The 10,999-nt window shown below is 71.4% G+C and carries 8 protein-coding genes; 5 read left to right on the top strand and 3 right to left on the bottom strand.

What is annotated here, in order from left to right:
* Window positions 1-269 precede the first annotated feature (269 nt).
* The 4 genes from Q4C85_RS10835 (at window position 270) to Q4C85_RS10820 (ending at window position 6,194) form a co-directional block, all read left to right on the top strand.
* Window positions 270-1,064 (top strand): ABC transporter ATP-binding protein, encoded by a 795-nt coding sequence (locus tag Q4C85_RS10835; protein WP_303142010.1) that lies wholly within the window; start codon window positions 270-272, stop codon window positions 1,062-1,064.
* Window positions 1,065-1,189: 125 nt separating this feature from the next.
* Window positions 1,190-2,677: a DUF6297 family protein gene (locus Q4C85_RS10830; RefSeq protein WP_303142008.1), complete on the top strand. Its 1,488-nt coding sequence runs from the start codon at window positions 1,190-1,192 to the stop codon at window positions 2,675-2,677.
* Between the two features lie 243 nt (window positions 2,678-2,920).
* Window positions 2,921-3,979, top strand: coding sequence for an NAD(+) diphosphatase (nudC, locus tag Q4C85_RS10825; RefSeq protein WP_303142006.1), 1,059 nt, complete (start codon window positions 2,921-2,923; stop codon window positions 3,977-3,979).
* 43 nt (window positions 3,980-4,022) lie between these two features.
* Window positions 4,023-6,194, top strand: a complete 2,172-nt coding sequence (locus tag Q4C85_RS10820) for an ATP-dependent DNA helicase UvrD2 (RefSeq protein ID WP_303142004.1) — start codon at window positions 4,023-4,025, stop codon at window positions 6,192-6,194.
* A gap of 51 nt (window positions 6,195-6,245) precedes the next feature.
* Here the strand turns inward: Q4C85_RS10820 and Q4C85_RS10815 are convergent, their stop codons facing one another.
* Complete coding sequence (locus Q4C85_RS10815; protein WP_303142001.1) at window positions 6,246-7,205, bottom strand: thiamine biosynthesis protein ThiF; 960 nt, start codon at window positions 7,203-7,205, stop codon at window positions 6,246-6,248.
* 136 nt (window positions 7,206-7,341) lie between these two features.
* Window positions 7,342-8,505: a PDZ domain-containing protein gene (locus tag Q4C85_RS10810; RefSeq protein WP_303142000.1), complete on the bottom strand. Its 1,164-nt coding sequence runs from the start codon at window positions 8,503-8,505 to the stop codon at window positions 7,342-7,344.
* A gap of 189 nt (window positions 8,506-8,694) precedes the next feature.
* Here Q4C85_RS10810 and Q4C85_RS10805 point away from each other — a divergent pair, with 189 nt between their 5' ends.
* The gene (locus tag Q4C85_RS10805) at window positions 8,695-10,158 is read left to right on the top strand and encodes a zinc-dependent metalloprotease (RefSeq protein WP_303141997.1); all 1,464 of its coding nucleotides are present in this window, start codon (window positions 8,695-8,697) and stop codon (window positions 10,156-10,158) included.
* A 71-nt stretch (window positions 10,159-10,229) separates the two neighbouring features.
* On the opposite strand, the gene Q4C85_RS10800 is transcribed toward Q4C85_RS10805, so the two are convergent.
* Window positions 10,230-10,781, bottom strand: coding sequence for a PPA1309 family protein (locus Q4C85_RS10800; protein WP_303141994.1), 552 nt, complete (start codon window positions 10,779-10,781; stop codon window positions 10,230-10,232).
* Window positions 10,782-10,999 lie beyond the last annotated feature (218 nt).

Below are 10,999 nucleotides of genomic sequence, written 5' to 3'. Positions count from 1 at the left end.
CCCGCAGCAGCTGGCCCAGCCCCGGACCACCCGGGACCACCAACAAGGTAACGGGCGGACGCCTTTTCCGCACTATTTCTCGACTCCTCGTTTCCATACTGTCTTGTGGGCGCTGCTCTTAGATTCCCGATCATACACGCACTGTCGAGTGTTTTGTATCTCAAAATTGCGGCGAATCGACACCGCATTCCCGGAGGTAGTAACGCATGCAGATTGCCGTTACCTAATTCGGTAAATGCTATTGACTGCATCTCGGTGGGTTACAGTAGATGCCGATAGTTGGGCGAAGCGTCGAGAGTCTGTTGCGCCAACTTGGAGAACTGTTCATTTTTATAGGTATCTTGTGGGTATTGGTTTTGGTGCAGAAACGTCGAGATGAGAGTCAATCGATTCTTGTTGCAAACGCTCTGGTGGCTGGTTATGGTAAGAACCCGGTCTGTGCGCCCGTGAGTTTTGCTCTCGAGTTCGGAAGGGTGCTGGCTCTTGTTGGCGTAAATGGTGCGGGGAAGTCAACGCTGCTCGGCACTTGTTGCGGTCTCATTCCCCCTTTGGGCGGCCAGGTGAGTGTGCTGGGAGATAGGCCGGATCCGCGGTCCGGATCTCAGCGTCAAGTGTTGGCGGTGGATGTGGGGGGAGATGCATTCTTTCCGTCCTTGACCGTGCGCGAGCACCTGCGTCTCGTCTGCTATGGTCATGCGGTCGCGCATCCGGACGAGGTCGTTGCGACGTTGCTGGATCACTTCGGTCTCCTGCGACTCGCGGGCGCGGTGCCCGATCAACTGTCAGGAGGGCAACGACGTCGTCTCACGCTCGCATCGGTGTTCGCGCGCCCATCGGATCTCATCGTGCTTGACGAGCCTGAGCAACGTTTGGATCGCACCGCTCGTCACATGCTGGCGTTCTACATGCGTCGCAAGCGCGACTCAGGGGGCGCAGTGCTGCTGGCCACCCATGACGTCGAGCTCGTCAAGGATGTGGCGACCGATGTGCTCGTCGTGGGTGACGAGCCTGAGCCCGTCGATGTCGCCACCGGCACGATGAAGTTGATGGAGATCGCATCGTGACCCCGCAGTCGCCCGCGACGAGCGGAGTGCATACTGTCCGGACGTATCCATCAGCGGCGGAGGTGAGACGCTGGACGCGTTCTCATGCCGGTCAACAGTCGGTGGCGCTCGGGCGGACAGCAACCATGGCGTACGAACTGCTGCTGGCTGTTGGTGTTGTCGGTGCGCTGACGACCTCAACCCTGGGGGCGATCTCGGGGTCCCTGAGGAAACATGCCACCGACGGGTTGGGCGGTTCGGTTCCGCATCCGACCTGGACCTTTTTATTCATGTTTCTGCTGTGCGTCTCGATCATAGTCGGTGTGGCATGGCGTTTGGGTCCCTTGTTCTTGCGTTCCTGGGAGGCCTCATGGTGGCTCTCCCTGCCGGGCGACCGACGTGGGCTGCTGACTCCTCTTGCTCGCATCGAATGGACGCTGTTCGGGGTCTTGGGGGGCGTGGCTGGAGTCGTCGGCGCTGTCATTGGCGGAACAGGGGTAGCCCAGGCCGTCGGACTAGGGTTGATCGGCGCCGCAGGCATGTCGTTCACCGTCCTTTCTTTATTCTGGCTGCAGGTCCATGAGCGGGGTGTCGGGGTTCTTCGCGCCGTTGTTCTGCTCGCTTCAGCAGCGGTTGCTGTTGTTGGAATTGCTGGGCCGTCGATTCAGCGGGGCCCAGCCGGAGGCGTACTTCTCGTCGCCGGCTCGGCTGGCCTTGCGGTGGCGGCATGGTGCTGGCGTGCGGTGCGTGCGCAACTGGCGTGCATCTCCGACCGGCTGCTTATCGATGTCGCCTCAAGAGCGTTTGGTGTTCACTCTTCTGTGCTCGCGTTGGATGTGCGTGCGCTGGGGCGGCTCATGTCGTCCGAAGCCCGCGTGCCTTCTGCGTCGTCTCGGCTGTTGTTGGCCGGTGCCGCCAGGCGCGTGCCTCGCGCGTGGCGTCCCACGATTGTTATCGCTCAGGCGGACTGGCTGCTTCTGTGTCGGCAGCCCTACCGTGTGATCCAGGTCCTGTTGGGGCTCGTCGTCGCCGTCGTTCCGCAGATGTACTCGCTGGGCTTGTCGACCGGTGTCTGTCTTCACCTCCTCGGAGGCTGGGTGGCTGCGTTGAGCTTCGCCGAGCCGGCCAGGCGCGCGTGGTGGGACGGCGGAGCGGACCAGAACTGGCCGGTCGGCGCGGTCCGCGTGAGGGCCGGGCACCTCCTGGTCCCCGCGTTAGGAATGTCATTCTGGCTCACTCTCGCGATGCTGATCGGATCGGTTGCGCGTACGGCGTCAGGGGATAACCAGGATCCAGGCGCATCGGCATCTGTAGCCGGCGGCCCGTGGTGGATCACCATCGCTCTGATAGTGGTCTGCGGACTGGGATGGTCTGGGGCCATACTGCGTTCTGCGTATCGTCCCTCCCCGGTGTTCACTGGAAGCCTGGTCTCAACACCAGTGGGTTCTCTGCCACCGGGATTGGTGCAGATCGTGATGAGTGGGCCCGACGCCGCTGTTGTGGCAGGACTTCCGAGCGCCCTGGTGATTCTTGAGGGAACGGGGACTCCGAGCAGCCTCGCTGCTCAGGTCGCTGCAAGCGCGATCACGGTCACGTGGGGCCTGTTGGTGGGGCGACGCCAGGCGACCTGGTAGCGGCCCGGCAGCCTTGAGGGCCCGGCGGCGAGCACGGATGCTGAGGGCTCTGCCGGCAGTCAATGGGCAAGGCCAAGGGGTGGGTCGGGTGATACGAGTCCGGTGCCATATCTCCCGATCTCACGGTGTCATATGTCCCGATCTCGCGGAGGGGGTGGGGCCGGGGCTCGTGACGTCGGCGGCGGGTGGCCCGGTGGACGGCCCTGCTCCAGGGGCGGGCGCCGCCCGCATTAGGCTGGGTCCATGAGTGAGAGCACGCATCATGCTCCCCACCGGCAGCCGACGGCGGGCACCCCTGTCCTGCCGACCATCGAGGACGGGTGGAGGGACCGGTCCCTGGCGCGCTCGACCAATGGCCGGGACGCCTCCCGCCGGAGTCGGCCCGGCCTGCTCGAGGAGCTGGCCGCCGACCCCGCCACCCGTCTGCTCCTGGTTGACGCCCGAGGACGCGTCGCGCTCGACCGATCTGGAGCGGGCCCGCGCCTGGCGCCGCTGACTGCGGCCGACCTCGACCTCGCCGGCCTGCGCACCTGCTACCTGGGCCGGGGGGAGCCTCGTCGCGACGAGGAGGATCCGGCCGCCCCTCCCTCGTGGCTGGCGGTGTTCGTTCCCGCCGACCTCGCCGAGGCGACCGACGCCGAGGGGGCCGCTCGCGCGCACCCCGCCCTGGCGCAGGTGCTCGATCGCCACCCCCTCAGCCCCCTGCGGGCCGTCGGAGCAGCTCTGGACGCACACGACGCGGGCCTGGCCACCGCTGCCGTGGCCGTGGCCGCCTGGCACGCGCGCGCCGGCTTCTGCCCGGCCTGCGGTCACCACACCAGCCCGGTCGAGGCCGGGTGGGCGCGTGCCTGCTCGGGCTGCCAGACCGTCCAGTTCCCCCGCACCGACCCGGCGGTCATCGTGGCCGCCACCGACGACAACGACCGGCTCCTCATGGTCCACGCCGCCGCCTGGGAGGCTCACCGCTACTCGGTGGTCGCCGGCTTCGTCGAGGCCGGCGAGGCGGTCGAGGCCGCCGTTGCCCGCGAGGTCTCTGAGGAGACCGGCCTGGAGGTCGCCGAGCTGGCCTTCGTGGCCAGCCAGCCGTGGCCCTTCCCCCGCTCCCTCATGCTGGCCTTCCGCGCCCGGCTCGTTGCGGGCTCACCGGCGCCCAGCCCCGACGGCAAGGAGGTGACCGGCGCCCGGCTCGTCGACCGCCGTGAGCTGTCCGAGGCCGTGAGCGTCGGCGAGATCGTCCTGCCGGGGCCGACCTCGATCGGACGCATGCTCATCGAGGATTGGTACGGCGGGCCGGTGTCCTGAGCCCCGCCCGTCGCGTCGCACCGGCGTGGCAGGCTGGGCCGTGATGAGCGAGCATCCCCCGACACCCGCCCCGCGCCGCGCCGGTGCGCCCGCATCCTTCGCGCCGTCCGCTGTGCCATCCGCCGTGTCGACCACCGCGCGGCCCGCCGGCCCTCCCAGCGCGGACGAGCTCCTCGGGGCCCTCGACCCCGACCAGCGGCAGGTCGCCGAGCACCTCGAAGGCGCCCTGTGCGTCCTGGCCGGGGCGGGCACGGGCAAGACCCGGGCGATCACCTACCGCATCGCCCACGGCGTGACGGTGGGCGCCTACCAGCCGGCCCAGGTGCTGGCGGTGACCTTCACCGCCCGCGCCGCCGGTGAGATGCGCTCGCGCCTGAGCGACCTGGGCGTGCACGGAGCCCAGGCCCGCACTTTCCACTCCGCGGCGCTGCGCCAGCTGACCTACTTCTGGCCCACGGCCATCGGGGGCCGTCGACCGGAGATCGAGAAGTACAAGGGCAGGCTCGTCGGCGCCGCCGCCCAGCGCCTGGGCCTGTCGACCGACCGCGCCCTCATCCGCGACCTGTCGGCGGAGGTCGAGTGGGCCAAGGTCACGATGACCCTGCCGGAGGACTACGCCGAGGCCGCCGCCCTCCAGCGCCGCGAGGGCGTCGGCGGGCTGGAGCCGGCAACCGTGGCCAGGGTCCTGGCTGCCTACGAGGAGGCCAAGACCGAGCGGGGCGTCATCGACTTCGAGGACGTCCTGCTGCTCATGGTGGGCATCCTGCTCGACCGTGAGGACATCGCCGCCCAGGTGCGCGGCCAGTACAAGCACTTCGTCGTCGACGAGTACCAGGACGTCTCCCCGCTCCAGCAGCGGCTCCTCGACCTGTGGCTGGGGCACCGGCGCCAGCTGTGCGTCGTCGGGGACGCCTCCCAGACCATCTACTCCTTCGCCGGCGCGACCCCGGAGTTCCTCACCGGCTTCGCCTCCCGCTACGAGGGCGCCCGCGTCGTGCGGCTCAGCCGCGACTACCGCTCGACCCCCGAGGTGGTGTCACTGGCCAACCGGGTCCTGTCGCGCTCGCGGCGCGGGGGAGGGGCGCTGGCCCTGCCGGCGGGTGCGGTCGAGCTGGTCGCGCAACGACCCAGCGGCCCGGCCGTGCGCTTCGAGACCTACGACGACGACGTTGCCGAGGCCGCCGGGGTGGTCGAGCAGGTGCGCCGCCTGACGGCCGCCGGAGTGCCCGTCAGCGAGATAGCCGTCCTGTACCGGACCAACGCCCAGTCCGAGGTCATCGAGCAGGCGCTGGCCGGTGCCGGCATCGGCTACCTCGTGCGGGGAGGGGAGCGCTTCTTCGAGCGCGATGAGGTCAAGCGGGCGATGGTGCTGCTGCGCGCGGCCGCACGCACCGAGCGGGCGAGCCTCAGCGGCGACCTCGGGGAGGACACGCGGATGGTCCTGTTCCGGGAGGGGTGGGCGCCCCAGCCTCCATCGCAGCGCGGGGCGGTGCGCGAGCGCTGGGACTCCCTCAACGCCATCGTCGAGCTCGCCGACCAGCTCTCCGAGCGCCGCGGGGCCGATCTCGACGGCCTGGTCGCCGAGCTGACCGAGAGGGCCGAGGCGCAGAACGCCCCGACCGTCGCGGGGGTGACCCTGTCCTCCCTGCACGCCGCCAAGGGCCTGGAGTGGGACGCCGTCGTGCTCGTCGGCGTCGCCGAGGGCCTGCTGCCGATCTCCCTGGCCGAGGGGCCCTCGGCCATCGAGGAGGAGCGGCGCCTGCTCTATGTCGGCGTCACCCGGGCCCGGGAGCACCTCATCATCTCCTACGCCCGTGCCCGCAACCCCGGAGGCCGGGCCTCGCGCAAGCCCTCGCGCTTCCTGGACGGGATCTGGCCCACCGCCCAGGGGCCTGGGCGCCCGCAGCGCCGGGGCGGGGCCACCGGCAGCCCCAAGGAGCGCGCCCGGCAGGCCGCTGCGGACTTCGAGGCCGAGGCCGACCCCGCAACCATCGCACTCTTCGAGGTGCTGCGCGCCTGGAGGGCCGAGGTCGCCGCCCGGGCCTCCAGGCCGGCCTACACGGTCTTCCCCGACACGACCCTGCGCTCCATCGCCATGGTCAAGCCCACTGTCCTGCCCCAGCTCTCCCTCATCCGGGGCGTGGGGGCGGTCAAGCTCCAGGAGTACGGCGCCGACGTCCTGCGCCTCGTGCGCGAGCATTCCGAGTCCGCCTGAGCCCGCCCCCTCGTGGCGGCGCCGCAGGGAGGCCCGGCGGGGCCCGGACTCTCAGTCCTGTCCGGTCCCGGCCGCGGGCCCCGCCTCGGGGGCCCGGGGGTGAGCGGGCACCTGTGAGCACAGGCAGTCGGGGTGCGGCGGCCAGGACCGCACGACACCGACCGGGTCGGCTCCGCTCAGCTCGATGCTGCGTCCCAGCCACGCGTCGCCCGCGCCCATGAGCACGTCGGTGGCGCCGCGCACGGCGAGGGCCGCGGCCTGGTGGATGAGCAGGCGCTCGAGGACCGGGGCCTCCAGCAGCCGCAGCTGGGTGGCCACCGTGGGCCAGCACGGGTCGGCGTCGCGGTCCCACAAGCCCAGGCAGGTCGAACAGGCCCCGCGCCCGGGGCTGAACAGAGGGCCGACCCGCACGCTGAGCTCGCGGGCGAGCACCGGCAGCTGGGTGATGTCGGCGCGGTTGAGCTCACGGGCGCGCACCGGGTCGACGACATGGCCCTCCACACTGACCACGAGATCCGGAGTGCATCCCAGCGGGGCGCGGGTGGCCACCCGGGGTGCGACCTGCGCGGTCCACCGCACTAGCTCGTCGTCCTCGGGCAGGATGGTGCCGACCCCCGCCTCGGCCAGCAGGCCGATGATCCCCTGCGCCAGCCACCCCGCCCCCAGGACGGCCACGACCCCGGCGCGCAGGCGCCCCGTGCGCGCCCGGGCGTGCGGGGACAACCGGTCCCAGTAGACCTCGTCGGCGCAGGACGGGGGGACATCGTCCTCGACGAGCGCGCCCTGCTCGCGCAGCAGGTCGAGCACCTCCCGGGCACGGGCCAGGGGCACCTTCGTCCACCGGGCCGCGCGGTAGAGGGTGTCGGGGCTGATCGCGGCGGGCAGGCGGTCGAGAAGGCGCTGCTCGGAGGGGCTCAGCCCCTCCAGGACGACCGCGTGCCCCGGCTCGGCGCCGACCTGCGTCTGCCCCGGGGCGCGCCACAGGACCGGTGAGTCTCCACGGATGCGCATCGCTGCTCCTTCAGCGGCGCCGACGGGGTGACAGGGTGCGGCGCCACGAGGAGCCTGGCACGGCCGCGGCCCGCTCGCCACGGGAGCGCCCGGCCTGTGGAAAACTCCGGCGAGGCCCGCGTCCGACGGCGAGGATTCAGTCAGCGTCCAGGACCGACTCGCAGGTGGTCAGGGCAGAGGTGTCCTGCGAGGCGATCGTCTCGACGGCCGTGACCGCCTCGTGCAGGGTGGACACGGCGGCGACCGTCATGCCCTCGGGGACATGGCCCACCACCTCCGCGCAGTTGGAGGTCGGGGCCAGGAAGTAGTCGCTGCCGGCCTGCGCGGCCCCGGCCATCTTCTGTCGGATCCCGCCGATCGCCCCGACCTGGCCGTCGAAGGAGATCGTCCCGGTGCCGGCGATGTCCTGGCCGCCTGTCAGGTCGCCGGGGGTCAGCTCATCGACGATCCCCAGGGCGAACATGGCCCCGGCGCTGGGGCCCCCCACATCCGACAGGGCGAACTCGGCGTCGATCTCGGAGTCGGCGCGGGCCGACAGGTACAGGCCCAGGAGCGAGCCCTCGGAGTCGGCCTGCCCGTCGCCGTCCTGGTCCTGGGGGGCCAGCGTGGTCAGCTCGACATCGACGGCCTGCCCGTCGCGGGTGACGCCCAGGGTCACCGTGGTGCCCGCCGGGATGGTCGACAAGATCTCGCGCAGCTCGGGGTAGGTCGTGATCCTTGTCGTCGTGCCCCCCGCCGGCGTGATCGACTCCAGGACGTCGCCCTCGGCGAGCGCGGCGGTCTGCTGCCCCGAGAGGCCGGCCACGGTCAGGATCATGCGCGAGGCCATCCCGGACTCCATGAGCGCGGCGACGACGGCGGCGTCCTGGGAGCTGGTCATCTGGGCCTGGCCCTCCTGCTCGACCTCCTCCTCGGTCAGGGAGTCGGGGCAGACCTGGTCGCGGTCGATGACGGACTGGTTCTCATCGAGCCAGGCGCCCACGAGCATGAAGAAGGTCACCGGGTGCCCCGGGCAGCCCGAGACCGACACGGTGGTCATGCGCAGGGCACCGTCAGCCGGGTAGGTCTGCGCGCCCGAGACGGTCAGGAGGTCCTGGCCGTCAGCGGACTCCGACAGGACGTTCCAGGTCGGGCCGGGGGCCTCGATCACCTTGTCGATGGGCACAGTCGCCCCCGCCACGACCAGGCCGACGACTCCCGCGACGCCGGCCGCCGCCAGGACGAGGGTGCGTCGCCTGGGCCGTCTCCTGCCACGGGTGCCACCGGGGGAGGGGGCGGGTGCGATGAGGTCGTCAGTCACGGGCACCATGATGGACCGTCCCGGAGGCCCGTGCGGGCAGCCCGTCGGTGCGACACGACACGCCCCGGGCACTGGCGCCTCATGGCCGCGGCCCAGGAAAGGGTGGGAGGATCACCGTGTTGGCACTGGGCGCGGCTCGGCGCCGCGTGACAGCCGAGGCGCACGATCGACAGGACTGAGAGGAATCCGATGAGTGAGGACCCCTTCGACGAGCTCGAGGCGATGCTCGCCTCCCTGTTCGGACCGGACATGGCCAGGGACGCCGTCGCCGCTCTGCGGGCATCGGGACTGGAGGCAGGCCAGCTCGCCCAGCTGCCGGGGATGGAGGATCTCGGCTCCCTCAGCCCCGGCCAGCTCATGGCCCTCCAGGCGCAGATGCGGCAGATGCTCGACCCCGCCCAGGGCGCCAACTGGGAGATGGGCAAGGAGCTGGCGCTGCGCACGGCCCGATCGGGCGGCGACCCGACCGTCACGGCCGGGCAGGCTGAGGCGGCGCGCCAGGCCCTCCAGGTGGCTGACCTGTGGATCGACACGGCCACCGAGCTCATGCCGGCTTCCGGGAAGCGCACCGCCTGGTCCCGCTCGGACTGGGTCGAGCAGACGCTGCCGGTGTGGAAGGACGTGTGCGCCCCTGTGGCCGACGCGGCGACCTCCGCCCTGGCCGCCGCCCTCCAGCGCCAGGTGGGACAGGCCTCCGAGACGCTGGGCGAGGACGACTCTCCGGTGCAGGACCAGGTGGGGGCGCTGTCCCAGGTCATGCGCTCCCTGGCGGGGACCGCCTTCGGGCTGCAGGTGGGGCACGCCATCGGCGAGCTCGCCGCCCAGTCGGTGGGCGCCACCGACGTCGGGCTGCCGCTGACCCGGGACCCGGGCACCGCCCTCGTCCCGGTCAACGTCGAGGCCTTCGCCGAGGGCCTGGAGGTCGACCCCGAGGAGGTACGGATGTTCCTGGCAGTGCGTGAAGCCGCCGCGGCCCGCCTCTACGCCCACGTCCCGTGGCTGCGCAGCCAGCTGCTGGGCGCCGTCGAGGCCTACGCCCGCGGCATCACCATCGACGTCGAGGCCATGGAGCAGGCCGTCTCCCAGGTCGACCCGAACGACCCCGAGGCGATCCGCGCCGCGCTGGAGTCCGGGATGTTCGCGCCCCAGGAGACCCCGGCGCAGAAGGAGGCGCTCGAGGCGCTGGAGACCCTGCTGGCCCTGGTCGAGGGGTGGGTGGAGGTCGTCTCGGCCCGTGCCACCGCGCCGCACCTGCCCCAGGCGATGGCGCTCAGGGAGATGGTGCGACGCCAACGCGTCCAAGGCGGACCGGCCGAGCAGGTCTTCGCCCGGCTCATCGGCATGGAGTTCCGGCCTCGACGGGTCAGGGAGGCAGCGCGCCTGTGGGAGCTGCTCGGCTCCGAGCTGGGTGACGCCGGGCGCGACGCCTTCTGGGAGCACCCCGATGTCATGCCCACGCCCGCCGAGCTCGCGGCGCCCGAGGACTTCCTCACCCTGCGTCGCGCGGCCCAGGACATGGACTCTCAGATCGACGCCGACCTGGCCTCCCTGCTCGACGGGACGCTGGGCTACGCCGACGGCGCCAAAGAGGCAGACGAGCGGGACGAGGACAGTGGCCAGGATGACGGGGGCGAGGAGCACGACGAGGACTGAGGCCGGCCCCTGACCGGCCGGTGCGCAGCGGCGCTCTTGTCGAGCGACGCCGTCGGGGCCGCTCGGGGCGCTCAGGACAAGGTGGTGCGCAGCGCCTCGACCAGCCCGGGCACGAGGTCGGCGCCGGTGACCACGGAGGCGGGGGTGTCCAGACGCCGCGACCGCAGGGCGCACCAGGAGGACCCCTGGCGCAGCACGCCGACCACCAGGCGCATCTCCTCGCGGTCCGGGTGTGCTGCCAGGAGGGCCAGACGCTCGTGCGGGTCGCTCCGGGCCGCGGCCTCGGCCTGAGCGGCCGGGGGCAGGACGATCTGCTCGCTGGACAGCGCGACGCCGTCGACGGTCTCCGGCCAGGCCAGCTGGCGCAGGAGGTCCTCCAGGTCGGTGGCTGCGGGCAGACCTTCCTGCTCGACGGCCGTCAGGGCGTGCGGGTCGACCCGTGCCTCGGCCAGCGCCTCCGGCGTCAGGGACTGCTCCAGTTCCGGGTCGGTGCCGAGTGCCCGGGCCGTGTGCACGAGGGCGAAGACCCGCACGGGGGCGTCCCATCCGGACTGGGCGACGTGGGCCTCGATCTCGATGACGGTACGGGCCAGCGCGGTCTCGGGGTCGGACGGGTCGATCATGGGGCCATCATCGCATCCGCCCCCGACCGGAGCCGGGGGCCGGCCGGGTCGCGCACGACAGAGTTTTGTGAGCCCGATGGTACCTGTGGGACGATTGCGGCTATCGGCGCACGGGGCGCCGGTGACCCGGTGCGCGCACCGCGCGCACGCCCGAGCAACACGGAGCATGACTGTGAGCAGCTGGCCCGATGACGAGCCCACCAACGAGCCCACCGACG

Source organism: Actinomyces sp., assembly GCF_030524025.1.
GTDB lineage: Bacteria > Actinomycetota > Actinomycetes > Actinomycetales > Actinomycetaceae > Actinomyces.
Note: the sequence above shows the minus strand (reverse complement) of the source record. Positions and strands in the feature narration are given on the sequence as shown.